The sequence below is a fragment of the Pseudomonas sp. Z1-12 genome (assembly GCF_051132015.1).
GTDB lineage: Bacteria > Pseudomonadota > Gammaproteobacteria > Pseudomonadales > Pseudomonadaceae > Aquipseudomonas > Aquipseudomonas zanjanensis.
Map to the genome: position 1 here is coordinate 1,162,698 of NZ_CP071647.1, position 24,184 is coordinate 1,186,881.

The 24,184-nt window shown below is 63.3% G+C and carries 21 protein-coding genes; 11 read left to right on the forward strand and 10 right to left on the reverse strand.

What is annotated here, in order from left to right:
• Positions 1-101: 101 nt before the first annotated feature.
• Positions 102-1,208 carry an NADH:flavin oxidoreductase/NADH oxidase gene (locus tag J3P85_RS05015; RefSeq protein WP_434705093.1) on the forward strand — a complete coding sequence of 369 codons (1,107 nt, stop codon included), beginning with the start codon at positions 102-104 and terminating at the stop codon, positions 1,206-1,208.
• A gap of 206 nt (positions 1,209-1,414) precedes the next feature.
• On the opposite strand, the gene J3P85_RS05020 is transcribed toward J3P85_RS05015, so the two are convergent.
• Complete coding sequence (locus tag J3P85_RS05020; RefSeq protein ID WP_434705094.1) at positions 1,415-3,043, reverse strand: glucan biosynthesis protein D; 1,629 nt, start codon at positions 3,041-3,043, stop codon at positions 1,415-1,417.
• A 362-nt stretch (positions 3,044-3,405) separates the two neighbouring features.
• Here J3P85_RS05020 and J3P85_RS05025 point away from each other — a divergent pair, with 362 nt between their 5' ends.
• Entirely contained in the window at positions 3,406-3,591 is a 186-nt protein-coding gene (locus tag J3P85_RS05025) for a hypothetical protein (RefSeq protein WP_411386575.1), read from the forward strand.
• 45 nt (positions 3,592-3,636) lie between these two features.
• On the opposite strand, the gene J3P85_RS05030 is transcribed toward J3P85_RS05025, so the two are convergent.
• From J3P85_RS05030 to J3P85_RS05070, 9 genes are all read right to left on the reverse strand, one after another.
• On the reverse strand, positions 3,637-3,936 hold the full coding sequence (locus J3P85_RS05030; RefSeq protein WP_434705095.1) for a type II toxin-antitoxin system RelE/ParE family toxin: 300 nt from the start codon (positions 3,934-3,936) through the stop codon (positions 3,637-3,639).
• Positions 3,899-4,162 carry a CopG family ribbon-helix-helix protein gene (locus J3P85_RS05035; protein ID WP_434705096.1) on the reverse strand — a complete coding sequence of 88 codons (264 nt, stop codon included), beginning with the start codon at positions 4,160-4,162 and terminating at the stop codon, positions 3,899-3,901. The genes J3P85_RS05030 and J3P85_RS05035 overlap by 38 nt, the downstream gene beginning before the upstream one ends.
• Before the next feature lie 146 nt (positions 4,163-4,308).
• Entirely contained in the window at positions 4,309-5,733 is a 1,425-nt protein-coding gene (locus J3P85_RS05040) for a gamma-aminobutyraldehyde dehydrogenase (protein ID WP_434705097.1), read from the reverse strand.
• Positions 5,734-5,890: 157 nt separating this feature from the next.
• The gene (locus tag J3P85_RS05045) at positions 5,891-6,709 is read right to left on the reverse strand and encodes an ABC transporter permease (protein WP_053118722.1); all 819 of its coding nucleotides are present in this window, start codon (positions 6,707-6,709) and stop codon (positions 5,891-5,893) included.
• The gene (locus J3P85_RS05050; RefSeq protein WP_434705098.1) at positions 6,699-7,646 is read right to left on the reverse strand and encodes an ABC transporter permease; all 948 of its coding nucleotides are present in this window, start codon (positions 7,644-7,646) and stop codon (positions 6,699-6,701) included. Before J3P85_RS05050 ends, J3P85_RS05045 begins: the two co-directional genes overlap by 11 nt.
• A 1-nt stretch (position 7,647) precedes the next feature.
• On the reverse strand, positions 7,648-8,685 hold the full coding sequence (locus tag J3P85_RS05055) for an ABC transporter ATP-binding protein (protein WP_434705099.1): 1,038 nt from the start codon (positions 8,683-8,685) through the stop codon (positions 7,648-7,650).
• A gap of 220 nt (positions 8,686-8,905) precedes the next feature.
• Entirely contained in the window at positions 8,906-10,057 is a 1,152-nt protein-coding gene (gene ydcS / locus J3P85_RS05060) for a putative ABC transporter substrate-binding protein YdcS (protein ID WP_434705100.1), read from the reverse strand.
• 90 nt (positions 10,058-10,147) lie between these two features.
• On the reverse strand, positions 10,148-11,605 hold the full coding sequence (locus tag J3P85_RS05065) for a gamma-aminobutyraldehyde dehydrogenase (protein ID WP_186705456.1): 1,458 nt from the start codon (positions 11,603-11,605) through the stop codon (positions 10,148-10,150).
• A gap of 215 nt (positions 11,606-11,820) precedes the next feature.
• Entirely contained in the window at positions 11,821-12,735 is a 915-nt protein-coding gene (locus tag J3P85_RS05070) for a LysR family transcriptional regulator (protein ID WP_186705457.1), read from the reverse strand.
• A gap of 181 nt (positions 12,736-12,916) precedes the next feature.
• Here J3P85_RS05070 and J3P85_RS05075 point away from each other — a divergent pair, with 181 nt between their 5' ends.
• From J3P85_RS05075 to prfB, 9 genes are all read left to right on the forward strand, one after another.
• Positions 12,917-13,627 carry a tellurite resistance TerB family protein gene (locus J3P85_RS05075; protein WP_207966541.1) on the forward strand — a complete coding sequence of 237 codons (711 nt, stop codon included), beginning with the start codon at positions 12,917-12,919 and terminating at the stop codon, positions 13,625-13,627.
• A gap of 770 nt (positions 13,628-14,397) precedes the next feature.
• Positions 14,398-16,020 (forward strand): methyl-accepting chemotaxis protein, encoded by a 1,623-nt coding sequence (locus J3P85_RS05080; RefSeq protein ID WP_434705101.1) that lies wholly within the window; start codon positions 14,398-14,400, stop codon positions 16,018-16,020.
• The gene (locus tag J3P85_RS05085) at positions 16,020-16,556 is read left to right on the forward strand and encodes a chemotaxis protein CheW (protein ID WP_434705102.1); all 537 of its coding nucleotides are present in this window, start codon (positions 16,020-16,022) and stop codon (positions 16,554-16,556) included. Before J3P85_RS05080 ends, J3P85_RS05085 begins: the two co-directional genes overlap by 1 nt.
• Positions 16,553-17,818, forward strand: coding sequence for a CheR family methyltransferase (locus J3P85_RS05090; RefSeq protein WP_434705103.1), 1,266 nt, complete (start codon positions 16,553-16,555; stop codon positions 17,816-17,818). Before J3P85_RS05085 ends, J3P85_RS05090 begins: the two co-directional genes overlap by 4 nt.
• Positions 17,815-18,486 carry a chemotaxis protein CheW gene (locus tag J3P85_RS05095; protein WP_186705462.1) on the forward strand — a complete coding sequence of 224 codons (672 nt, stop codon included), beginning with the start codon at positions 17,815-17,817 and terminating at the stop codon, positions 18,484-18,486. The genes J3P85_RS05090 and J3P85_RS05095 overlap by 4 nt, the downstream gene beginning before the upstream one ends.
• Positions 18,483-20,747, forward strand: coding sequence for a hybrid sensor histidine kinase/response regulator (locus J3P85_RS05100; RefSeq protein ID WP_434705104.1), 2,265 nt, complete (start codon positions 18,483-18,485; stop codon positions 20,745-20,747). The genes J3P85_RS05095 and J3P85_RS05100 overlap by 4 nt, the downstream gene beginning before the upstream one ends.
• Complete coding sequence (locus J3P85_RS05105) at positions 20,744-21,754, forward strand: chemotaxis response regulator protein-glutamate methylesterase (protein ID WP_434705105.1); 1,011 nt, start codon at positions 20,744-20,746, stop codon at positions 21,752-21,754. Before J3P85_RS05100 ends, J3P85_RS05105 begins: the two co-directional genes overlap by 4 nt.
• 45 nt (positions 21,755-21,799) lie before the next feature.
• Positions 21,800-22,801 (forward strand): diguanylate cyclase domain-containing protein, encoded by a 1,002-nt coding sequence (locus J3P85_RS05110; protein ID WP_186705465.1) that lies wholly within the window; start codon positions 21,800-21,802, stop codon positions 22,799-22,801.
• Positions 22,802-23,064: 263 nt separating this feature from the next.
• A protein-coding gene (gene prfB / locus J3P85_RS05115; protein ID WP_434705107.1) for a peptide chain release factor 2 occupies positions 23,065-24,160 on the forward strand; the annotation gives its coding sequence in 2 pieces (ribosomal slippage) (positions 23,065-23,136 and positions 23,138-24,160; 1,095 coding nt in all).
• Positions 24,161-24,184: the final 24 nt, after the last annotated feature.

The following is a 24,184-nucleotide window of genomic DNA, read 5'->3' on the forward strand; positions in this document are numbered from 1 at the left end:
GTCGAATTTTTTGCCCGCGGGGGCGGGTGTTGTACCTTTTGTCACTCGTCGACTGTTCAAACAGAACCCTGGAGCCTGCCCACTGATTCGAGAGGTGCCCCATGAGTCTGCTGCTGGAACCCTATACCCTTCGCCAATTGACCCTGCCCAATCGCATCGCGGTATCGCCGATGTGCCAGTATTCGAGCACCGATGGCCTGGCCAACGATTGGCACCTGGTGCACTTGGGCAGCCGCGCCGTGGGCGGTGCCGGCCTGGTGTTCACCGAAGCCACCGCCGTGACCGCCGACGGTCGCATCACCGCCCAGGACCTGGGGCTGTGGAACGATGAACAGATCGAACCCCTGCAACGCATCACCCGGTTCATCACAGCCCAAGGCGCCGTGCCGGGCATTCAACTGGCCCATGCCGGACGCAAGGCCAGCACCTGGCGACCCTGGCTGGGCAAGCATGGCAGCGTCAAACCGGCGGACGGCGGCTGGGTGCCGGTCGGCCCGTCGCCGATTGCCTTCGATCCGCAACACACCCAGCCGGTGCAGTTGGACGAAGGGCAGATCGCCGATCTGATCCAGGCCTTCGTGGAGGCGGCCAAGCGCGCCCTCACGGCCGGCTTCAAGGTGGTCGAGGTCCACGCGGCCCATGGTTATCTGCTGCATCAATTCCTGTCGCCGTTGAGCAATCAGCGGCGCGACCAATACGGCGGCTCGTTCGAAAACCGTATACGGCTGGTGCTGCAAGTCACCGAAGCGATCCGGGCGGTATGGCCTGAAGAGCTGCCGGTCTTCGTTCGCGTCTCTGCCACCGATTGGGTCGAGGACGGTTGGAACCCGGATGAGACCGTGGAGCTGGCGCGGCGCTTCAGGGCGCTGGGGGTGGACCTGATCGATGTGTCATCGGGCGGCACGGCCGCCAATGCGGAAATTCCCACCGGCCCGGGTTACCAGACACGCTTTGCCGAGCGGGTGCGCAAGGAGTCGGAAATCGCCACCGGCACCGTCGGCATGATCACCGAACCGGCCCAGGCCGAGCACATCCTGCGCACTTGCCAGGCCGACATCATTTTCCTGGCCCGGGAATTGTTGCGCGATCCTTACTGGGCCCTGCATGCCGATGATGACCTGGGCGGCCGCAAGGCCACGTGGCCGGCGCAATACCAGCGGGCCACCCATCGGGACCAGCCGATTCATGAGTCGGATTTGCGGGACTAGTGCCTGATAAAGCAAAAAGCCCCGGTCGTCGTTGGCCGGGGCTTTTTGTTTGTCTGATTGAAAAAATTTGGTGCTTGTACCGGCCTCATCGCGAGCAAGCTCGCTCCCACAATGGATTTGTTGTGTGGCGCAGACAGTGTTCACAACAAGGTTCGATGTGGGAGCGAGCTTGCTCGCGATAGGGCCAGCCCAGACACCCGAACCTATCAGGGATACTTACGCTTATCCGGCGCCGGCGGGAAGTACTGGTACAACCAGGTCTCGCTCAAGGTCCGGTCCTTGCTGCGAATGAACAGGCGCATCTGCACCGGGTCCACACGGTCGTCGGTCGGGTACCAATCGAAGGTGATGCGATAGCCCTTGATCGCATCCAGCACCAACACGTTGAAGTCCTTCACCTCGCCGTGGGAGCAGGTCACCACCGGTTCGATGCCGGTGCCCGGCGGCAGTTGGTCGAGGCCACCGCCGCTGAAGTCCACGGCGAAACGGCGTGCCCAGACGGTCGGGTAATGCTCGCCCGGGGCCCAACCTTCGATGAAGCCGCCCATGCCTGAACGAGTGGCGTCGACATGGGCCAGGTCGGTGCTGACCGGCGGCAGGGCGCTCCAGTAGAGCTTGTAGCCATAGTTCAGCGAGTCACCGGCGGCCACCGGTTTTTTCGGCGTCCAGAACGCGACGATGTTGTCCAGGGTTTCGCCGGTAGTCGGAATCTCCAGCAGGTCTACCGAGCCTTCGCCCCAGGCCGTCGTCGGTTCGACCCACAGGCTCGGACGCTTGCTGTACCAGTCCACGGTGTCCTGGTAGCTGGCAAAGTCGTGATCGGTCTGCACCAGGCCGAAGCCTTTCGGGTCCTTGTCGGCGAACGCATTGAATTGCAGGGTGGCGGGGTTGTTCAACGGACGGCAAACCCACTCGCCGTTGCCGCGCCACATGGCCAGACGGTCGGAGTCGTGGATTTGCGGGTGAATGGTGTCGCACATGCGCCGCTCGACGGTGCCGCAGCTGAACATGCTGGTCATGGGGGCGATACCCAGTTGCTCGATGGCGGTACGGGCGTTGACGTGGGCGTCGATCTCCATCACCACCCGGGTCGGCTGGCAATCGATGTCGAACCGATAGGCACCGGTGGCACTGGGGGAGTCGAGCAGGGCGTAGACCACGAAGCGGGTGCTGTTCTTGTCCGGGGTCTCGAACCAGAACTTGGTGAAGTCCGGGAATTCCTCGCGCTTCTTGGCGTAGGTGTCGATAGCCAAGCCGCGGGCCGACAGCCCGTACTGGCCACTGGCATCCACCGCGCGGAAATAGCTGGCCCCCAGGAACGAAACGATGTCGTGCCGATCCAGCTCCGGCGCCTTGAAGACGCGAAAGCCGGCGAAGCCCAGGTCACCCGTCAATTGCGAGGTGTTGACCGTGGTTTTCTCATAATTGAACAGTTCCGGACGGAAGTGCACCTCACGGGCCATGCGTGTCTTCGGGTCGACACTGTACATGCGCACCGGCTGCTTGAAGCCCATGCCCACGTGGAAGAACTGTGCATCCAGTTGCCGCCCGTCCAGATCATTCCATAACGAATGGTTGGCGTCGTACTGGATGGCGTTGAACTGCAGTGGCGACATCTGGGCCAGGGTCGGTGGCAGGACTTGCTTGGTGTCGACGTAGCGGCTCTCGGCCAGCCGCTTGGCCTGTTCCTTCAAACCGTTGAAATCGAAGGGACGGGCTTCGCCGTCGGCAGTCTGTTCGGCAGCCCAGGCGCGTGCGGCCATGAGCCCGGAGGCCGATAGCCCGGTGTAGGCGGCGAAGGCCATGGAGGCCTTGAGCAGATTCCTGCGATGCATAAATACAACCTTTCTCGAAACAGCCCCGAGCCGATCCTGGCCACAGCGACTGATAAAGGAGTTCGGACATGCCTTTGGCCAAACGCGACGAACGTTAGAACAGATGCCTGAGAGCTGGATCGGTTCACCGAGGCGCAAAATCATAGGGGAAATACAGGCGTGGAGAGACAGGAAAGCGTGGCCTGGTTAAGTTTTCTTACAGTTATTTCTTTTTTTATGCCGATTTCCTGATTTTTTGACTAATTACTCTAAAACTCTCTTTTCACGCTTTGAATCCTTTCTATTCTTTAGCGTGACGGACGATCCAACTCGGGTTTCAGACGGCGCTATCAGGTCAACCTCGACGTTAAGAAGGACAACTCATGACAAAAATACAGGGCATCACCGAAATGCTGGGGATCTTTCCATGCCTGACCCACCGGCGCAGGACACGCCGGCTCAGCCTGGAAGAATTGAGACTGGTCGAGCGCTATCGGGAGTTGTCGGAAAACGACCGCATTGCCATGCGCTACCTGGTGGATGCGATGCGCAGTGTTTCGCGGTTTTGACGTGTGGCTCAGGTGAGCGGCCGGGGCAGGGAGCACCGGCCGACATCACTCCACCGACCAATCCTGCGGACGTTCGGTGCGCTGGTGCAGTATTCGCAAGATCTGCAGTTGCCCATGCATGAGCCGGTAGGGGGCAACGAATGGGTAACGGGTCAGCACCAGCTCTCGAATATCGGGAGCGACCGAAGGACGGCCCGAGCCGGGAAAGCGTTGCAGTTGGCGCAGTGTCTCCAGGATGGCGCTGATGACAGCATCGGCGCCTTCCGCGCCGATAGCGCTTTGGTAATGCTCGTGGATCGAGTCGAGGTCACTCTGTGCTTTGTCGGTCAGTACGATGCTCGGCACGTTTTGCCCACTTAGCCTTCACGGCGTCCAGATCGGTCAGGTTTCCAGCGTCGGCATCGGCTATGCCTTCGCTGATGGCTTGCAGATGCCAGGCTTCGGCTTCCACATATCGGACCAGTGCACGCTTGAGGTGATATTGACGGTCGCGGTCGGTGGCGGCGGCCAGCAAGTCCAGCTGTTGGGCCAGACCTTCTTCCACACGAAAGGACAAAACGGGCGAGGCCATGACTGATCTCCAAGGTGTATACGTTGTAGACACCCTAGGTGCTGCCAGGATTTCCGTCAACCGGTGAGCGTGCACCGATCGACGAAAACCTTAGCAGGACGAACACAGGGCAGGCGTGGGCATGTGTTGCCAACGTTGTCTTGCCGTCAATGCTTGAACATCACATGCCGCACCACCGTGTAGTCCTCCAGCCCATACATGGACATGTCCTTGCCATAGCCGGAACGTTTCTGACCGCCATGGGGCATTTCGCTGACGAGCATGAAGTGGGTGTTCACCCAGGTGCAGCCGTATTGCAGGCGTGCCGACAGGCGATGGGCACGGCCGATGTCGGCAGTCCATACCGATGAGGCCAGGCCGTAGTCCGAATCGTTGGCCCAGGCCAGCACTTGCGCTTCGTCGAGGAACGGAGTGACGGACACCACCGGCCCGAAGACTTCCCGGCGGACAATTTCGTCATCCTGCTGGGCGTCGGCCAGCACCGTCGGTTCGAAGAAGAACCCGTTGCCGTCCACGGCCTTGCCACCGGTGATCAGGCGGATATGCGGCTGGGCGATGGCCCGTTCGACAAAAGCGGCCACGCGGTCGCGGTGCTGGGCGGTGATCAGTGGGCCCATCTCGGTGTCTGGTGCGGTTTGCAGGCCGTATTTGATGCTCTTCACCGCGGCGCCGAGTTTCTCGACGAACCGGTCGTAGATACCTTGCTGGGCATAAATGCGGCAGGCGGCGGTGCAGTCCTGGCCGGCGTTGTAGAAACCGAAGGTGCGGATGCCTTCCACGGCCGCGTCAATGTCGGCGTCGTCGAAGATGATCACCGGGGCCTTCCCGCCCAGTTCCATGTGCATGCGCTTGACGCTGTCGGACGTGCTGGAAATGATGTTCGAGCCGGTGGCGATGGAGCCGGTGAGCGACACCATGCGCACTTTCGGGTGAGTGACCAGCGGGTTGCCGACGGTTTGCCCGCGGCCGAAGATCACGTTAAGCACGCCAGCGGGGAAAATCTCCGACGCCAGTTCCGCCAGGCGCAACGCCGTCAATGGGGTCTGCTCCGACGGCTTGAGCACCACGGTATTGCCGGCGGCCAGGGCCGGGGCGATTTTCCAGGCGACCATCATCAGCGGGTAGTTCCACGGCGCGATGGAGGCGATGACCCCCACCGGGTCGCGACGGATCATCGAGGTGTGCCCGGGCAGGTATTCGCCGCCCGCCGAACCGCTCATGCAGCGACTGGCGCCGGCAAAGAAACGGAACACGTCGGCAATCGCCGGGATCTCGTCGTTCAGCGCGGCGCTGAAGGGTTTGCCGCAGTTATCCGACTCCAGCTTCGCCAGTTCCTCGCCGTGGGCTTCGATGGCATCGGCCAGCTTGAGCAGCAACAAGGAGCGGTCCTTTGGCGGCACTTGCGACCAGGCTTCGAAGGCGCTGTCGGCGGCACGCACGGCGGCATCGACCTGGGCTTCGCTGGCTTCATTGATCTCCACCAGCACCCGGCCCAGCGCCGGGTTGAACACCGCCTGGCCAGGGCCTTCGCCGTTAACCAGATGGCCGTTGATAAGCAGTTTGGTTTGCATGTCCATGTCCTCTTGAAGGTTTCCAAAATCCCCTGTGGGAGCGAGCTCGCTCGCGATGAGGCCGGCACATTCAACATCACCGTTTCAGACACACCGCCATCGCGAGCAAGCTCGCTCCCACAGGATTGCGGTTCCTGCAGTGAGCGATCACCGTTGATTACTTCCCACCACTCCCCGCCACGCTCTCACCCCCACGGGTCAGGTAATACGCGCCCAATATGGGCAGCATCGTGACCATCATCACCAGCATCGCCACCACGTTGGTCACCGGCACGTCGCGTGGGCGGCTGAGCTGGTTGAGCAGCCACAGCGGTAGGGTGCGTTCGTGGCCGGCGGTGAAGGTGGTGACAATGATCTCGTCGAACGACAGCGCAAACGCCAGCATTCCACCGGCCAGCAGGGCCGACCCCAGGTTAGGCAAGATGATGTAGCGAAAGGTCTGCCAGCCGTCGGCGCCCAGGTCCATCGAGGCCTCGATCAGGCTGTGGGAAGTACGGCGCAGGCGGGCGATGACGTTGTTGTAGACGATCACCACGCAGAAGGTTGCATGGCCGACGACGATGGTGAACATCCCCGGTTCGATGCCCAGGGTCTTGAAGGTCGCCAGCAGTGCAATGCCGGTGATGATCCCCGGCAAGGCAATTGGCAGGATCAGCATCAGCGAAATGCCCTGTTTGCCGAAGAAATCGCGGCGGTACAGCGCCGCCGAGGCCAGGGTGCCCAGCACCATGGCGATCAGCGTGGCGATGGCCGCGATCTGCAACGACAGCTTGATCGCCTCCAGCACGTCCGGGCGTGAGAAGGCGACGCTGAACCACTTCAGGGTCAGGCCCTTGGGCGGAAAGCTGAACGCCGCATCTTCAGTATTGAAGGCGTAGAGGAAGATGATCAGGATCGGAAAGTGCAGGAACACCAATCCGCCCCACGCCGCAATCCGCAAGCCCCACGAGGCTCGGTCTTGAGAGTCAGAGTGCATCGAAAGCCCCCAGTCGCTTGACGACGGATAGATAGATCGCGATCAGCACGATGGGTACCAGGGTGAACGCCGCGGCCATGGGCATGTTGCCGATGGCGCCTTGCTGGGCGTAGACCATGCTGCCGACGAAGTAGCCCGGCGGGCCTACCAGTTGCGGCACGATGAAGTCCCCCAGGGTCAGCGAGAACGTGAAGATCGAGCCGGCGGCAATGCCGGGGATCGACAGTGGCAGGATCACTTGCATGAACGTCTGGCGCGGCCTGGCGCCCAAGTCCGCCGAGGCCTGTAGCAGCGACGGTGGCAGACGCTCCAGGGACGCCTGGATCGGCAGGATCATGAACGGCAGCCAGATGTAGACGAACACCAGGAAACGCCCCAGGTGTGAGGTGGACAAGGTGCTGCCGCCCACGCCCGGGATCCCCAGCACGAACTGCAGCACCGGCCCCAGGCCCAGGTGCTGGACGAACCACTGCGCCACGCCGCCCTTGGCCAGCAGCAGCGTCCAGGCATAGGCCTTGACGATGTAGCTGGCCCACATTGGCAGCATCACCGCGATGTAGAAAAACGCCTTGGTCTTGCCGCGGGTGTAGCGCGCCATGTAGTAGGCGATCGGGAACGCGACGATGGCGCTGGCGATGGACACCGCAATGGCCATGCTCAGGGTGCGCCAGATGATGTCGAAATTCGACGGCTGGAACAGCGCCGTGAAGTTCGCCAGGGTCAGGTCCGGCGTGACCGCCATGGTGAAGTCATCGAAGGTGTAGAAACCCTGCCACAGCAAGGTCAGCAGCGAGCCAAGGTAGATTGCGCCGAACCACAGCAGCGGCGGCACCAGCAACAGCGACAGGTACAGGTTGGGCCGTCGGTACAGCAGGTTGGAAAAACGCCGCAGCGGCGAACCGGGCGCAGGCGTTTGGGTGATGGCCAAGGTGTTCATCTCACACCTCGCCACTGACGGCGTCGTGCAGCGTGACCATCGCCTCACGGGCCCAGCGAACGCTCAGCTGTTGGCCGGCCTGGTGCGGGGCGGCGTTGTCCTGCCACTGGGTGTTGGCCTGGCTGAGGTTCAGGGTCTGGCCGTTGGCAAGTTTCAGCTCATAGCGTGTGGCGCTGCCCTGGTACTGGATGTCGTGCAGCAGGCCGTGGACTTCGACCTCACCACTGGCCAACGGGCCCTCGGCGAAACGCACGTGTTCCGGACGGATCGAGAACGGCTGTGGATAACCGCTCAGTTCCCGCGCCAATTCGCCACGAATCACGTTGGAGGTGCCGACGAATTCGGCGACGAAGGTGGTCGCCGGTTTCATGTACAAGTTGCGTGGCGTATCGACTTGTTCGATGCGGCCTTTGTTGAACACCGCCACGCGGTCGGACATCGACAGCGCTTCGGTCTGGTCGTGGGTGACGAAAATGAAGGTGATGCCCAACTGGCGTTGCAGCTTCTTCAACTCGCCCTGCATCTGTTCACGCAGCTTCAGGTCCAGGGCGCCCAAGGGCTCATCGAGCAACAACACCCGCGGGCGATTGACCAGTGCACGGGCCAGGGCCACCCGTTGGCGCTGGCCGCCGGAGAGCTGCACCGGCTTGCGTTCGCCGTAGCCGCCCAAGGCGACCATCTCCAGGGCCTCGTTGGCGCGCTGGATGCGCTCGGCCTTGGCGACGCCTTTGACCTTTAAGCCGTAGGCAACGTTGTCGCGCACGTTCATGTGGGGGAAGAGGGCGTAATCCTGGAACACCGTGTTGACGTCCCGCTGATACGGCGCAAGCCCCGTGGCTTCCTCGCCATGGATACGGATCGAGCCGGCACTGGGTTGTTCAAACCCGGCGATCAGCCGCAGGCAGGTGGTCTTGCCCGAGCCGGACGGGCCCAGCATGGAAAAGAACTCGCCGTCCTGGATGTCGATGGAGACCCGGTCAACGGCCTTTACATCGCCGAACTGCCGGGATACCTGGGTGAACTGGACTGCAAGCGTCATGGTGCGGGGCTCCAGAAAGCGGGGCAGGTATGAAATCTCAACGATTGGCAGGCGATCCCGTGGCGAGGGAGCTTGCTCCCGCTGGGTGGCGCAGCCGCCCCAAAACCAGGCGATGCGGTGTATCAGCTAATACCGCGTCGGTCCGTTTTGGGCGTGCTTCGCACACCAGCGGGAGCAAGCTCCCTCGCCACAGGGGCCGCTCCCATTTATGTGCTGGGGGTTAACGCCCACCCATGATCGCAATGTAATCCTGGGTCCAGCGGCTGTACGGCACGAACTTGCCGCCCTCGGCCTGTGGGGTTTTCCAGAAGGCGATCTTGTCGAATTGATCGAAGCCATTGGTCTTGCAGCCTTCGGCGCCCAGCAGTTCGCTGCCCTTGCACGCCGCCGGCACCGCTGGCAACGAACCGAACCACGCGGCCACGTCACCCTGGACTTTCGGTTGCAGTGACCAGTCCATCCACTTGTACGCGCAGTTGGGGTGCTTGGCCTCGGCGTGGAGCATCGTCGTGTCGGCCCAGCCGGTGGCGCCTTCTTTCGGGATGGTCGAGGCGATCGGTTGCTTCTCGTTCATCAGGCCGTTGACCTGATAGGGCCAGGCGCCGGACGCCACCACGCCTTCGTTCTTGAAATCGCTCATCTGCACCGTGGTGTCGTGCCAGTAGCGGTGGATCAACGGCTGCTGGGCCCGAAGCAGTTCCAGCACGGCCTTGTACTGGGCTTCGTCGAGTTGGTACGGGTCCTTGATGCCCAGCTCAGGCTTGGCGGTCTTGAGGTACAGCGCCGCGTCGGCGATGTAGATCGGGCCATCGTAGGCTTGCACGCGCCCCTTGTTCGGCTTGCCGTCGGGCAAGTCCTGGGCGTTGAACAGCACGCTCCAACTGGTGGGCGCTTGCTTGAACACCTCGGTGTTGTACATCAGCACATTGGGACCCCATTGGTACGGGGTGCCGTAGGTCTGCTGGTTGACCACGTACCACGGCGCATCTTTCAGGCGCGGGTCGAGGTTTTTCCAGTTGGCGATCAGCGCAGTGTTGATCGGCTGCACGCGCTTGCCGGCAATCAGCCGCAACGAGGCGTCGCCCGAGGCGGTGACCAGGTCGTAGCCGCCCTTGGTCATCAGGCTGACCATTTCATCGGACGTGGCGGCGGTTTTCACATTGACCTTGCAGCCGGTTTCCTTCTCGAACCCCGTGACCCAGTCGTAGGCCTTGTCGCTTTCGCCGCGTTCGATGTAACCCGGCCAGGCGACGATATCCAGCTGGCCCTCGCCGGCACCGACGGCCTTGAGCGGCTCGGCGGCCTGGAGGCTGACGCTGGTCAGCAGCGCCGTGGTGAGTGCACTGAGCAATGCGGTCTTGTGCGCGTACATGGAAATCCCTCTTGCTTTAATTATGGTCGGGGCAGTGTTCGAACAGGGTGAAACGCCATGGCTGGCCTGTTATTAGAGTAGTGCTGTTATCTATAGATGCTGGCCGTGGCGGGCCATGATGTGGCGCACCACGCTGTAGTCCTGGAGCGAATCGCTGGACAGGTCCTTACCGTAGCCGGAACGTTTCAGGCCGCCGTGGGGCATTTCGCTGACCAGCATGAAATGGCTGTTGATCCAGGTGCAGCCGTATTGCAACCGCGCCGCCACCTGCATGGCCTTGTCCAGGTTCTGGGTCCATACCGAGGACGCCAGGCCGTATTCCGAATCATTGGCCCATTCCACCGCCTGGCTGAGTTCGTCGAAGCGGGTCACGGTGACGACCGGGCCGAACACCTCGCGCTGGACGATTTCATCGCTTTGCTTGCAGCCGGCCAGCAGGGTGGGTTGGTAATAGAAGCCAGCACCGGAATGCACCGCCGCACCGGTGATGCGCTCGATGTGCGGCTGGCCGAGGGCGCGCTCGACAAAACTGGCCACGCGGTCGCGCTGGCGGGTGCTGATCAGCGGGCCGATCTCATTGTCGGCGTCGCGCTTGCCGGCAAAGCGCAGGCTGCTGACCGCCGCGCCGAGCTCGGCCACCAGCCGGTCGTGAATTCCGCCCTGGGCGTAGATCCGGCACGCTGCCGTGCAGTCCTGGCCGGCGTTGTAATAGCCATAGGTGCGCACGCCTTCGACCACCGCCTGGATGTCGGCGTCGTCGCACACGATCACTGGCGCCTTGCCGCCCAGCTCCAGGTGTGTGCGCTTGAGGGTTTTTGCCGCCGCCTGGAGGATTTTCTGCCCGGTGACGATATCGCCCGTCAGCGAAACCATGCGCACTTTCGGATGGCTGACCAGATGGCTGCCCACCCCTTCGCCACCGCCGCAGAGGATATTGATCACACCCCGTGGCAGGAGCCGGGCCAGCATCGGCGCCAAGGCCAGGATCGACAGCGGTGTGTGTTCCGACGGCTTGAACACCAACGTGTTGCCAGCGGCCAGGGCCGGGGCGATTTTCCAGGCGGCCATCATGATCGGGTAGTTCCACGGCGCGATGGACGCCACGACGCCGATCGGGTCGCGGCGCACCATGCTGGTATAGCCGGGCAGGTATTCGCCACTGAGCTGGCCGGTCTGGCAGCGTACGGCGCCGGCGAAGAAACGAAAGACATCCACCGTGGCGCTCAGGTCATCCTGGCGCGCCAGGTGCAGCGGCTTGCCGCAGTTCAGGGCTTCGAGGCGGGCCAGCTCATCGGCGTTCTGTTCGATGGCGCTGGCGATATCCAGCAGCAGGTTCGAGCGTTGCTGCGGCGTGGTGCGCGACCAGCCGTCGAAGGCGCGGTGGGCGGCGAGAATCGCCGCTTCCACCTGCTCGGTACTGGCCTCGGCGATGTGAGCCACGACTTCGCCGGTGGCCGGGTTGAGGATCGGCTCGACAACGCCTTCACCGGGAACGAGTTCCCCGTCGATCAGCAACGCGGTGCACAACGGGGTTTGCGTGCCAGCCATTTTTTATAGGTCTCAGTTGAAACAAAGAACCTGTGGGAGCGAGCTTGCTCGCGATAGCGGTGTATCAGTCGAATCGATGTCGCCTGTCACACCGCTATCGCGAGCAAGCTCGCTCCCACAATGGATTGTTCTCACACAATGGATTGTGGCGATGCAGCAAGACTAGTGCCCGGCCTCAAGCCCGACAAATTCGAAATACTCAAGGCTGCGTTCGATTAAATAGATGGCTTGCGTCCGCCATGAGGCTGTTCCCGGGCCACCGCCAGGAACGGGTCGACCGACGCCGGTCGCGCCGTGCCCCGGCGCCAGGCCAGGCCGACGTCGAGGGTCTGGTTGAGGTCGGCAATCGGTCGCGCTTCGATGATGTCGCCTTCCAGTGACCAGGGGCGGTAGGTCATGTCTGGCTGGATCGACACGCCCAACCCCGCCGCCACCAGGCTGCGCACTGCTTCGGTCGAGGCCGTGCGCAGGGTGACCCTGGGTTGCAGGCCGGCGCCGCGCCACAGGCGCTGGGCGTTGCGGTCCATTTCGTCGACGTTCAGTTGGATCAGCGGCTCGCGGGCCACATCGGCCAGGTGGATGCTGTCGTGCTCCAGCAAGGGATGCTGCGCCGGTAGCCACAAACGGTGCGGCGAATGCGTCAGGACTTCGGTCTGCAAGGCGTGGCGATCCTCCAGGTTGGACAGGATCAGCACGCCGACGTCGATTTCGCCGCTGACCAGCAAATGTTCGATGTACGGCCGCTCGTCCTCCATCACGCGGATCTCCACGTTGGGGTAGGCACGCTGGAAGCGGGTCAGCAGGTCCGCCAGGTAATAACCGGCGACCAGGCTGGTGACGCCAATGGTGACTTGGCCAGCCACCTGGTCGGTGCTTTGTTGCAGGCTGCGCTTGGCGTTGTCGACCGTGGCCAGGATCAGGTGGGCCTGGCGCAGGAATTGATGGCCCTGGTGGGTCAGGGTCATGCCCTTGGCGTGGCGGTTGAACAGGCTGACGCCGATGTCTTGCTCCAGTTGCTGGATGGCCAGGGTCAAGGTGGACTGGGAAATGAACGCCGTTTGCGCCGCGGCGGAGATGGAGCCGGTTTCGGCCACCGCGATGAAATGGCGGATCTGACGCAGAGTCATCATGGACGTGTACCGGTGGGCGGCTTTATCGATGTGCTGGAGTGTATATCGTTTTTTTAGAAGGAAAGGAACGTGCACCGCTGGCGGCGTCAGGCAACATCTGGAAGCAATCTCGCCAACGGCGTCGGGCACTTTCGATCTAGGCTGGGGGCCTTACGTTGACCCGAACATCTGGAGGCAACAAATGAACACCCGTGGATTGCTTGATCAGCTTCTCAAGTCCGGCCAGGAAATGTTGCAGAACAAGGCTGGCGGTTCACAGGGCAAGTCGTCCGGTGGCCTGGGCGGTTTGCTCGGCGGCTCCGGCAACCTGGGCGGGATGCTTTCCGGCGCGGGTGGCGGGGCACTGGCCGCCGGGGCCATGGGCCTGTTGCTGGGCAACAAGAAAGCCCGCAACTTTGGCGGCAAGGCCCTGGCCTATGGTGGCCTGGCGGCCTTGGGCGTGATCGCCTACAAGGCCTATGGCAACTGGCAGGCCCAGCAGGGCAACGCGCCGAAAACCGAACCGCAGACCCTCGATCGCGTGCCTCCGGCGCAGGTCGAGCAGCACAGCCAGGCGATCCTCAAGGCACTGGTGGCGGCGGCCAAGGCCGACGGCCATGTGGACGAGCGCGAGCGGCAATTGATCGAAGGCGAGTTCACCAAGCTCGACAATGACCAGGAGCTGCAACATTGGCTGCACGCAGAACTCAACAAACCCTTGGACCCCACCGACGTCGCCCGTGCCGCCAGCACCCCGGAAATGGCCGCGGAAATGTACATCGCCAGCGTGATGCTGGTGGACGAGGAAAACTTCATGGAGAAGTCCTACCTCGATGAACTGGCGCGCCAACTCAAGCTGGAACCAGGGTTGAAGGCGGAACTGGAAAAACAGGTGCGCCAGGCGACTGTATAAAGCAGCATCAACGCTATTCCTTGTGGGAGCGAGCCTGCTCGCGAAGGCGTCCGGTCAGTCGCAGCATGGTTGACTGACACTCCGCTATCGCGAGCAGGCTCGCTCCCACAGTGGTTTTGTGGTGTCTGGCAATCTTGTATCCAACACTATTTCCTGTGGGAGCGAGCTTGCTCGCGAAGGCGTCCGGTCAGTCGCAGCATGGTTGACTGACACACCGCTATCGCGAGCAAGCTCGCTCCCACAGTGGTTTTGTGGTGTCTGGCAATCTTGTATCCAACGCTATTCCTTGTGGGAGCGAGCTTGCTCGCGAAGGCGTCCGGTCAGTCGCAGCATGGTTGACTGACACTCCGCTTTCGCGAGCAGGCTCGCTCCCACAGTGGTTTTGTGGTGTCTGGCAATCTTGTATCCAACACTATTTCCTGTGGGGGCGAGCTTGCTCGCGAAGGCGTCCGGTCAGTCGCAGCATGGTTGACTGACACACCGCTATCGCGAGCAAGCTCGCTCCCACAGTGGTTTTGTGGTGTCTGGCAATCTTGTATCCAACGCTATTCCTTGTGGGAGCGAGCTTGCTCGCGAAGGCGTCCGGTCAGTCGCAGCATGGTTGGCTGACACTCCGCTTTCGCGAGCAAGCCCGCTCCCACGGGGGCGGGTTCCATTTCTTCAAGTACCGGTGAGCCTCGGCTCAATCAAAATCCTCCCACACCGCCATACAGACGCCGCGCCGCCCTCGGCTATACTCCCCAGCATTTTCAAGTGCCTGAGGTTTTACTGTGAAGAATTGGACATTGCGCCAACGCATCCTGGCGAGTTTTGCGGTGATCATCGCCATTATGCTGCTGATGGTGGTTGTCTCGTATTCACGGTTGCTGAAGATCCAGGACAGCGGAGAAAAGGTCCGGGCCGATGCGGTTCCGGGGGTGTATTTCAGCTCGATGATCCGCGGTGGCTGGGTCGACAGCTACGTCCTGACCCAGCAAATCGTCGGCCTTTCCGGGAATCGGGAAATCACCGCCGAGGACAAGGCTCGCTACCAGGGTTTCGAGCAGCACTTGCGCGAAGAAATACAGAACTATCAAAAACTGATCCAGGACCCGGCCGACCAAGTCTCTTTCGACGAGTTCGAGGTCAACCACCAGGACTTCAATAAGGCCCTGGCGAAAGTCCTGGACCTGTACCAGCGCAAGGATTACGAAGGGGCGCGGCTGGCGCTGAACGCAGAACTGACGACGGCGTGGCTCGACGGTCGCGGACACTTGAACCAGATCATCGAGCGCAATCGCGAGCTGGCACAAAGCGCCACCCTGACCATTGGCGATGCGGTGACGGCGGCCAAGGTCGCCATGGGCCTGTCGTTCCTGGTCGCGCTGATCGTCGCGGTACTCTGTGGCCTGCTGCTGATGCGGGCGATCATGGGGCCGATGAACCGCATCGTCGAGATCCTCGAGATCATGCGCAGCGGCGACCTGAGCGGACGCCTGAACCTGGCGCGCAAGGACGAATTCGGTGCCGTGGAAACCGGCTTCAACGACATGATGGCCGAACTGACCTCGCTGGTATCCCAGGCCCAGCGCTCATCCGTGCAGGTCACCACCTCGGTCACCGAAATTGCCGCCACCTCGCGCCAGCAGCAGGCCACGGCCACGGAAACCGCCGCCACCACCACCGAGATTGGCGCGACGTCCCGGGAAATCGCCGCCACCTCCCGGGACCTGGTGCGCACCATGACCGAAGTCTCCACCGCCGCCGACCAGGCTTCGGTGGCCGCCGGCTCTGGCCAGCAAGGCTTGGCGCGCATGGAGGAAACCATGCATTCGGTGATGGGCGCCGCCGACCTGGTGAACGCCAAGCTGGCGATCCTCAACGAGAAGGCCGGCAACATCAACCAGGTGGTGGTGACCATCGTCAAAGTGGCCGACCAGACCAACCTGTTGTCCCTCAACGCCGCCATCGAGGCCGAGAAGGCCGGTGAGTACGGGCGCGGTTTCGCCGTGGTGGCCACGGAAGTACGGCGCTTGGCCGACCAGACCGCCGTGGCGACCTATGACATCGAACAGATGGTGCGCGAGATCCAATCCGCGGTATCGGCCGGTGTGATGGGCATGGACAAGTTTTCCGAGGAAGTGCGCCGTGGCATGGCCGAAGTGCAGCAGATCGGCGAGCAACTGTCGCAGATCATTCATCAGGTCCAGGCTCTGGCGCCGCGGGTGTTGATGGTCAACGAAGGCATGCAGGCCCAGGCCACCGGCGCCGAACAGATCAACCACGCCCTGGTGCAACTGGGCGATGCCAGCAGCCAGACCGTGGAGTCCCTGCGCCAGGCCAGCTCCGCCATCGACGAGCTGAGCCAGGTCGCCGTGGGGCTGCGCAGCGGCGTCTCGCGTTTCAAAGTCTGATGGGCGAACTCGAGACCCGGCGTGGCGTCGCAGCGACGGCCCGCCAGACGTTGTTCCTGGTGTTCTGCATCGGCAACGAACGTTACGCCCTGCAGGCCACCGATGTAGTGGAAGTGCTGCCGCGCCTGCCCCTCAAGCCGATCGCCCGGGCGCCATCCTGGGTGGCGGGGGTGTTTGCCTGGCGCGGCACCGTGGTGCCGGTGATCGACCTGTGCGCCCTGACGTTCGGCCGGAGCGCCGAACCCCGGACCAGCACGCGTCTGGTGCTGGTGCATTATCAAGGCGATACACAACAAACCGGGCAAGTGCTGGGATTGGTCCTGGAACAGGCGACCGACACCCTGCGCTGTGATCCGGTCGATTTCAAACCCTATGGCTTGGACAATCGGCAGGCGCCGTACCTTGGGCCGGTCCGCGAAGATGCCCTTGGGTTGCTGCAATGGGTGCGGGTCAATGACCTGCTCGACGAATCCGTTCGAGCGCTGCTGTTTCCTGCTACGCCGCTGAGCCTCGACGACCTCGAGGCAGCGCCATGAACAACGACCAACGGTTTTTCGATTTTCTCAAGGAGCGCATCGGCCTCGATGTGACCTCCGTCGGCACCGCGATCATTGAGCGCGCCGTGCGCCAACGGATCAGTGCCGTGCCTGGGCGAACCGCCGATGAGTATTGGCAGGCCCTGCAGCATTCGGCCCCGGAACAGCAGGCGTTGATCGAAGCGGTGATCGTCCCGGAGACGTGGTTCTTCCGCTACCCCGAGTCCTTTGCGACCCTCGCCAGGCTGGCCGTCAAGCGCCTGGCCGAGATCAAGCACCTGCGTGCGCTGCGCATCCTCAGCTTGCCGTGCTCTACCGGCGAAGAACCGTATTCCATCGCCATGGCCTTGCTCGATGCCGGTTTGGGCGCCCATCAGTTCAAGGTGGACGGCATGGACGTCAGCCCGCTGTCGGTGGCGCGGGCCAAGGATGCGCGTTACGGTAGGAATTCCTTCCGTGGCGCCGACCTGGGTTTTCGCGAGCGGCACTTCGACGCCGAAGACGAAGGCTACCGCCTCAGCGAACGGGTGCGCGAACAGGTGCGCTTGCAAGTAGGCAACCTGCTGGATCCGGCCTTGCTGGCGAACGAGGCCCCCTACGACTTTGTGTTCTGTCGCAACCTGCTGATCTATTTCGACCAGCCGACCCAACAGCAGGTGTTCGAGGTGCTCAAGCGCTTGACCCATCAGGACGGCGTGCTGTTTATCGGCCCTGCCGAAGGCAGCCTGCTGGGGCGCCTGGGCATGCGCTCGATCGGGATTGCCCAATCGTTCGCTTTCAGTCGACAGGGGGCGCCGGAGCCCCAACCGTTGCCGGCCTTGATACCACCGCCGCTACCGATTCGTCAGCCACCGCCTCGCGTCATCCCGCCGGTGGTTCGGCCGCGGCCGTTTGCCGCGAGCGTGACACCGATTGCCCCACCCAAGAGCAGCGACGCCGCGAGCTTGCTGGCCAATATCGCGGCCCTGGCCAACGGCGGCAAAAGCGCCGAAGCCCGCGCGGCGTGTGAAGAATACCTGCGCAGCCACGCGCCGAACGCCCAGGTGTTCTATTGGTTGGGCCTGCTCAGCGACATGGCCGGCAGTGCGCTGCAAGCCCAGGGTTTTTATCGCAAGGCGCTGTATCTTGAACCGCAACACGCCGAGGCCCTGGTGCATCTGGCGGCGCTGCTGGCTTCCCAGGGAGACGCGGCCGGAGCCCGTCGGTTGCAGGAACGCGCCGCCCGCAGCGGGCGCACGGCAGACAGTGAGCACAAACGATGAGCGGTTCGGCTTCCTACACCATCACCCATGACGATGCCCAGGCCATCGACGATTGCTGGAACCGCATCGGCGTGCATGGCGATAAATCCTGCCCGCTGTTGGTCGAGCATATCCATTGCCGCAATTGCTCGGTGTATTCGGCGGCCGCGACTCGGCTGCTCGACCGTTATGCCTTGCCGCAGGATCAGCGGGATCTGTCCCTGGCCCCGGTGGACAACGATGTGGTTACGCGCTCGTTGCTGATGTTCCGCCTCGGCGAGGAATGGCTGGGCCTGACCACGCGCAGCCTGGTGGAAGTGGCGCCGTTGCAGCCGATTCACTCGTTGCCCCACCAACGTTCACGGGCCTTGTTGGGCGTGGCGAATGTGCGCGGGGCGCTGGTGGCCTGCCTGTCGTTGGTGGAGCTGCTGGACCTGGAGCCCGGCGCGGCGGCGGTGGCCGGTACACGGGTCATGCCGCGCATGTTGATCGTCGCGGCCAAGGGCGGGCCGGTGGTGGTGCCGGTGGATGAGGTGGACGGCATCCACGCCATCGATGAACGTATTTTGGCGAACGCTTCGCCGTCGGCGGGCAAGTACACCCGTGGCGTGCTGCCGTATAAGGGGCGCAGCTTGCGTTGGTTGGATGAAGAACAGCTGCTGACCGCCGTGGCCCGGAGCCTGTCATGACCCCCGACCAAATGCGCGACGCCTCGCTGCTGGAACTGTTCAGCCTGGAAGCCGAAGCCCAGGTCCAGGTGCTGAGCACCGGCCTGCTGGCCCTGGAGCGCGATCCGACCCAGGCCGAGTATCTTGAGTCATGCATGCGCGCGGCGCATTCCCTCAAGGGCGCGGCGCGCATTGTCGGGGTGGATGCCGGGGTTAGCGTGGCCCACGTGATGGAAGATTGCCTGGTCAGCGCCCAGGAGCGGCGCCTGGTACTGGGCGCCGAGCACATCGACGCCTTGCTGCAAGGCACCGACTTGCTGACGCGCATCGCCACCCCCGGCAACAATGTCGGCGCGCCGGACATTGACGCCTATGTGGCGTTGATGGGGCGCCTGCTCGATCCCAACGCTGCGCAGCAGCCAGCGCCGGTACCGACAAAAATCGAGACGCTTGTCGAACCCGTCAGCGTCGAGCCGTCCGTGCCGGAACCGCTCGCCGCAACGGAGCCGGCCCCCAAGCGCAAACGGGTCACCGAAGGCGGCGAGCGGGTCTTGCGGGTCACGGCCGAACGCCTCAACAGCTTGCTCGACCTGTCGAGCAAGTCCCTGGTGGAGACCCAGCGCCTCAAGCCTTGGCTGGCGGCGATGCAACGGCTCAAGCGCCAGCAAGGCACCGGCTTGCGCGCCCTTGAAGAGCTGAACGTGCACCTCAAGGACCACGCCCTGAGCCTGCAAGCCCTGGAAGCCCTGGGCGATGCTCGCCGCTTGCTCGCCGAAACCCAGCAGTTGCTGGCGCAGAAAACCGCCGAGCTGGATGAGTTCGCCTGGCAGGCCAGCCAGCGGGCGCAGGTGTTGTACGACACAGCGCTGGCCTGTCGCATGCGGCCGTTCGCCGATGTGCTATCAGGCCAGGCACGCATGGTCCGTGACCTGGGCCGCAGCCTGGGCAAACAGGTGCGCCTGGAAATCGAAGGCGAGAAAACCCAGGTCGACCGCGATGTGCTGGAACAGCTCGAAGCGCCACTGACCCATTTGCTGCGCAACGCCGTGGACCACGGCATCGAAACCCCGGAACAACGGGTACTGGCCGGCAAGCCCGCCGAAGGCCTGATCCGCCTGCGTGCTTCTCATCAGGCCGGCCTGCTGGTCTTGGAGCTGGCGGACGATGGCGCCGGGGTGGACCTGGAACGCGTGCGCCGCAGCATCGTCGAGCGCGGCCTTTCTCCTGAGCCAACCGCCGCCAGCCTGAGCGAGGAGGAACTGCTGACCTTCCTGTTCCTGCCCGGTTTCAGCCTGCGCGACAAAGTCACCGAAGTGTCCGGGCGCGGCGTTGGCCTGGACGCCGTCCAGCACATGGTCCGGCAGTTGCGCGGGGCGGTGGTGCTGGAGCAGACGGCGGGCGAGGGCAGCCGTTTCCATCTCGAGGTGCCGCTGACGCTGTCGGTGGTGCGCAGCCTGGTGGTGGAGGTCGGCGGTGAAGCGTACGCCTTCCCCCTGGCCCACATCGAACGCATGTGCGATCTGGCGCCGGAGGACATCGTCCAGGTCGAGGGGCGCCAGCATTTCTGGCACGAAGGCCGGCATATCGGCTTGGTCGCCGCCAGCCAGTTGCTCAATCGCCCATCGACGCAGAACGGCAGCCAGACCCTCAAGGTCGTGGTGATCCGCGAGCGCGAGACGATCTACGGCGTGGCGGTGGAGCGGTTCATCGGCGAGCGCACCCTGGTGGTCCTGCCCCTGGACGAGCGCCTGGGCAAGGTCCAGGACATTTCCGCCGGGGCCTTGCTCGACGATGGCTCGGTGGTGTTGATTGTCGATGTCGAAGACCTGTTGCGGTCGGTGGACAAGCTGCTCGATACCGGGCGCCTGGAGCGCATCGCCCGGCAAAACCAGGCCCAGGCCCCGCGCAAGCGGATCCTGGTGGTGGACGATTCCCTGACCGTGCGCGAGCTGCAACGCAAGTTGTTGCGGGGTCGCGGCTATGACGTAGCAGTGGCGGTGGATGGCATGGATGGCTGGAATGCATTGCGCTCGGAGGATTTCGATTTGTTGATCACGGACATCGACATGCCACGCATGGACGGCATTGAACTGGTGTCGCTGTTGCGGCGCGACAACCGCTTGCAATCGCTGCCAGTGATGGTGGTGTCCTACAAGGACCGCGAAGAAGATCGCCGCCGTGGCCTCGACGCCGGCGCCGACTATTATCTGGCCAAGGCGAGTTTCCACGACGACGCCTTGCTCGACGCCGTGGTCGAATTGATCGGAGGGGCACGCGCTTGAAGATCGCCATCGTCAATGACATGCCCCTGGCGGTCGAGGCCCTGCGCCGCGCCCTGGCGTTCGAGCCGGCGCACCAACTGGTCTGGGTCGCCGCCAACGGTGCCGAGGCGGTGCAGCGCTGCGCCGAATACACCCCGGACCTGATCCTGATGGACCTGTTCATGCCGATCATGGATGGCGTGGAGGCTACCCGGCGGATCATGGCCGACAGCCCATGCGCTATCGTGATTGTGACCGGAGACAGCCAGCAGAATGTCCACCGGGTGTTCGAGGCCATGGGCCATGGCGCGCTGGATGTGGTCGATACCCCGGCCCTGGGCGTCGGTAACCCGGCGGACGCGGCGGCGCCGCTGCTGCGCAAGATCACCAACATCGGTTGGCTGATCGGTGAGCGCAACAAGCATGAGCGACCCGCGCCGGCGGCCCAGCGTGCGGCGGTGTCGCGCAAGAGCCTGGTGGCCATCGGGTCGTCGGCGGGCGGGCCGGCGGCGCTGGAGGTGTTGCTCAAGGCCCTGCCGCGGGACTTTGCCCCGGCGATCGTGCTGGTCCAGCATGTGGACGAGGTGTTCGCCGCGGGCATGGCCGAATGGCTGGGCAGTGTGTCGGGCCACACGGTGCGCCTGGCCCGCCACGGCGAGACGCCGCAAAGCGGCACGGTGTTGCTGGCCGGGACCAACCATCACCTGCGCCTGTTGAAGGACGGTACCCTGGCTTATACCGCCGAGCCGGTGAACGAGATCTACCGGCCCTCCATCGACGTGTTTTTTGAAAGTGTCGCCCAGTACTGGAGCGGCGACGCGGTGGGCGTATTGCTCACCGGCATGGGCCGCGACGGTGCGCAAGGGCTTAGACTCATGCGCCAGCAGGGCTATGTGACCATCGCCCAGGACCAGCGCAGCAGCGCCGTGTACGGCATGCCCAAAGCGGCGGCCGCCATCGACGCCGCCGTCCATATTCTTGCCCTGGACGCCATTGCGCCACGGCTGTTGGAGATTGTGACCCCATGAAGAATCCCGCGAGCCTTGCCCCAGGCCGTACCCAGGTAAGCCATCATGACTGATTTGCAGCTCGACGAATTCAAGCGCGATGAGAACGCCGCCATGGTCCTGCTCGTCGACGACCAGGCGATGATCGGCGAGGCGGTGCGGCGCGGGCTGTCGGAGGAAGACAATATCGACTTCCACTTCTGCTCCGACCCCCACCAGGCCATCGCCCACGCGGTGCGCATCAAGCCGACGGTGATTCTCCAGGACCTGGTGATGCCCGGCCTCGACGGCCTGAGCCTGGTGCGCGAGTACCGTAACCATCCGTCCACCCGCGATATCCCGATCATTGTCCTGTCCACCAAGGAGGACCCGCTGATCAAGAGCGCGGCGTTCGCCGCCGGGGCCAACGACTACCTGGTCAAATTGCCGGACAACATCGAGCTGGTGGCGCGCATCCGCTATCACTCGCGTTCCTACATGATGCTGTTGCAGCGCGACGCGGCCTATCGCGCATTGCGGGTCAGCCAGCAGCAATTGCTCGACACCAACCTGGTGCTGCAACGCTTGATGAACTCCGACGGCCTGACCGGGCTGTCCAACCGTCGGCATTTCGACGAGTACCTGGAACTGGAATGGCGCCGGGCGATGCGCGACCAGAGCCAACTGTCGCTGCTGATGATCGACGTGGACTACTTCAAGTCCTACAACGACAACTTCGGCCACTTGGAAGGCGACGAAGCCCTGCGCAAGGTCGCCACGGCCATCCGCGAGGCGTGCAGTCGGCCGTCCGACCTGCCGGCCCGCTACGGCGGCGAGGAGTTCGCCCTGGTGCTGCCCGGCACTTCGCCAGGCGGCGCCCGGCTGATGGCCGAGAAACTGCGCCAGAGCGTCGTCGCCCTGAAAATCCCCCACGCCACGCCCGACGGCGGTGAAAACCTGACCATTAGCATCGGCGTCTCGACCTTCACCCCCCAGCAGGGTGGCGACAGCCGGCAACTGATCTCGGCGGCGGACAAGGGGTTGTACCTGGCCAAGCACAATGGGCGTAATCGGGTGGGGGTTGAATAAGCCTTGGCGAGAGCGCTTTTGTGGCGAGGGAGCTTGCTCCCGTTGGGCTGCGCAGCGGCCCTGAAACCCGTTGGCTCGGTGTGTCAGCTTGATTGAGGGAGCCGTTTTGGGGCTGCTGCGCAGCCCAACGGGAGCAAGCTCCCTCGCCACGGGGGTGGTGTTGAATGTTCATTGCCCCTAAAGCCGCCAGGCGGGCTGCCGCTGGCGCTTGATTACGTTATACTCGCCGGCTTTCAAAAGTTCGCCAACGAGTGCTGCCCGCCATGGAAATCAACCCGATCCTGAACACCATCAAGGACCTGTCCGAGCGCTCCGAAACTATTCGGGGGTATCTTTGACTACGATCAAAAGCATGAGCGCCTGACCGAAGTCAATCGCGAGCTTGAAGATCCGAGTGTCTGGAACAACCCTTCGTACGCCCAGGAACTGGGCCGCGAGCGTTCTGCGCTGGCGCAGATCGTCGAGACCCTGGACGAGCTGTCCAGCGGCCTGGCCGATTGCCGCGACCTGCTGGACATGGCCGTCGAAGAGGACGACGAAGGCGCAGTCGGCGATGTCGTCGCCGAGCTGACCCGCCTGGACGAGAACCTCGCCAAGCTGGAATTCCGTCGCATGTTCAGCGGCGAGATGGACATGAACAACGCCTACCTGGACATCCAGGCCGGTTCCGGCGGCACCGAAGCCCAGGACTGGGCCAACATCCTGCTGCGCATGTACCTGCGCTGGGCCGACAAACGCGGTTTCGACGCCACCATCATGGAGCTGTCGGCCGGTGAAGTCGCCGGGATCAAGGGCGCCACCGTGCACATCAAGGGCGAATACGCCTTTGGCTGGCTGCGGACCGAGATCGGCGTGCACCGCCTGGTGCGCAAGAGCCCGTTCGACTCCGGCAACCGTCGCCACACCTCGTTCTCGGCCGTGTTCGTTTCGCCGGAAATCGATGACAACATCGAAATCGAGATCAACCCGGCGGACCTGCGCATCGACACCTACCGTTCCTCCGGGGCCGGTGGCCAGCACGTCAACACCACCGACTCGGCCGTACGGATTACCCACGTACCGACCAACACCGTGGTCAGTTGCCAGAACGAACGTTCCCAGCACGCCAACAAAGACACCGCGATGAAGATGCTGCGGGCCCGCCTGTACGAGCAGGAAGTGCAGAAGCGCAACGCGGCGTCCCAGGCCCTGGAAGACACCAAGTCGGACATCGGCTGGGGTCACCAGATCCGTTCGTACGTGCTCGACGCCTCGCGGATCAAGGACCTGCGGACCAGCATCGAACGCAGCGATTGCGACAAGGTGCTCGACGGCGATATCGATGAATACCTGATCGCCAGCCTCAAACAAGGGCTGTAACGCGACACCCATGCGGCGGACGGG

Bases quoted from the DNA above. Each gene is read 5' to 3' on its own strand.
- J3P85_RS05050 (WP_434705098.1), bottom strand. From the start codon at position 7,646: ATGAACACCTTGGCCATCACCCAAACGCCTGCGCCCGGTTCGCCGCTG.
- J3P85_RS05020 (WP_434705094.1), bottom strand. From the start codon at position 3,043: ATGCATCGCAGGAATCTGCTCAAGGCCTCCATGGCCTTCGCCGCCTAC.
- J3P85_RS05095 (WP_186705462.1), top strand. From the start codon at position 17,815: ATGAGCGGTTCGGCTTCCTACACCATCACCCATGACGATGCCCAGGCC.
- ydcS (WP_434705100.1), bottom strand. From the start codon at position 10,057: ATGTACGCGCACAAGACCGCATTGCTCAGTGCACTCACCACGGCGCTG.
- J3P85_RS05100 (WP_434705104.1), top strand. From the start codon at position 18,483: ATGACCCCCGACCAAATGCGCGACGCCTCGCTGCTGGAACTGTTCAGC.
- J3P85_RS05040 (WP_434705097.1), bottom strand. From the start codon at position 5,733: ATGCAAACCAAACTGCTTATCAACGGCCATCTGGTTAACGGCGAAGGC.
- J3P85_RS05015 (WP_434705093.1), top strand. From the start codon at position 102: ATGAGTCTGCTGCTGGAACCCTATACCCTTCGCCAATTGACCCTGCCC.
- J3P85_RS05045 (WP_053118722.1), bottom strand. From the start codon at position 6,709: ATGCACTCTGACTCTCAAGACCGAGCCTCGTGGGGCTTGCGGATTGCG.
- J3P85_RS05070 (WP_186705457.1), bottom strand. From the start codon at position 12,735: ATGATGACTCTGCGTCAGATCCGCCATTTCATCGCGGTGGCCGAAACC.
- J3P85_RS05085 (WP_434705102.1), top strand. From the start codon at position 16,020: ATGGGCGAACTCGAGACCCGGCGTGGCGTCGCAGCGACGGCCCGCCAG.
- J3P85_RS05110 (WP_186705465.1), top strand. From the start codon at position 21,800: ATGACTGATTTGCAGCTCGACGAATTCAAGCGCGATGAGAACGCCGCC.
- J3P85_RS05035 (WP_434705096.1), bottom strand. From the start codon at position 4,162: ATGGCCTCGCCCGTTTTGTCCTTTCGTGTGGAAGAAGGTCTGGCCCAA.
- J3P85_RS05025 (WP_411386575.1), top strand. From the start codon at position 3,406: ATGACAAAAATACAGGGCATCACCGAAATGCTGGGGATCTTTCCATGC.
- J3P85_RS05075 (WP_207966541.1), top strand. From the start codon at position 12,917: ATGAACACCCGTGGATTGCTTGATCAGCTTCTCAAGTCCGGCCAGGAA.
- J3P85_RS05065 (WP_186705456.1), bottom strand. From the start codon at position 11,605: ATGGCTGGCACGCAAACCCCGTTGTGCACCGCGTTGCTGATCGACGGG.
- J3P85_RS05055 (WP_434705099.1), bottom strand. From the start codon at position 8,685: ATGACGCTTGCAGTCCAGTTCACCCAGGTATCCCGGCAGTTCGGCGAT.
- J3P85_RS05090 (WP_434705103.1), top strand. From the start codon at position 16,553: ATGAACAACGACCAACGGTTTTTCGATTTTCTCAAGGAGCGCATCGGC.